The sequence below is a fragment of the Sulfitobacter sp. HI0027 genome (genome assembly GCF_001634775.1).
Lineage (GTDB): Bacteria > Pseudomonadota > Alphaproteobacteria > Rhodobacterales > Rhodobacteraceae > Sulfitobacter.
In genome coordinates this window covers 1-400 of record NZ_LWER01000420.1, presented here as the reverse complement: position 1 = coordinate 400, position 400 = coordinate 1, and the positions used below count along the sequence as shown (strand labels likewise).

Genomic DNA, 400 nt, shown 5'->3' with positions numbered 1-400 from the left:
GAGTTGGCTTTTAACGCGGTGCCATTCACGCACAGATCGCTTCCACTCGACTGAAGTAGCATTGAGCGCCAAGTAGATCAACTTTGCTGCCGCCTCATCGCTCGGGAAGTGGCCTCGGGTTCGCACCGCACGCCGGATTTTTGAGTTCAAGGCTTCTATGGCGGGAGTGTGCGTAATTTTGTGCCCTGACGCCTTTAGTTACGCCATGGGAAAGCGTTCTTCGAACATGATGGCGAGTTGGCTTTTAACGCGGTGCCATTCACGCACAGATCGCTTCCACTCGACTGAAGTAGCATTGAGCGCCAAGTAGATCAACTTTGCTGCCGCCTCATCGCTCGGGAAGTGGCCTCGGGTTCGCACCGCACGCCGGATTTTTGAGTTCAAGGCTTCTATGGCATTC

At 54.5% G+C, this 400-nt stretch carries 2 protein-coding genes; both read right to left on the bottom strand.

Translation table 11 applies throughout. The features are described 5' to 3' along the window. A partial coding sequence (locus A3722_RS23635; RefSeq protein ID WP_443068795.1) for a transposase occupies positions 1–177 on the bottom strand: 177 nt, incomplete at its 3' end. A gap of 21 nt (positions 178–198) precedes the next feature. Beyond that, positions 199–400 (bottom strand): transposase (locus A3722_RS18845; RefSeq protein ID WP_150120560.1); only part of this gene is annotated, 202 nt, incomplete at its 5' end.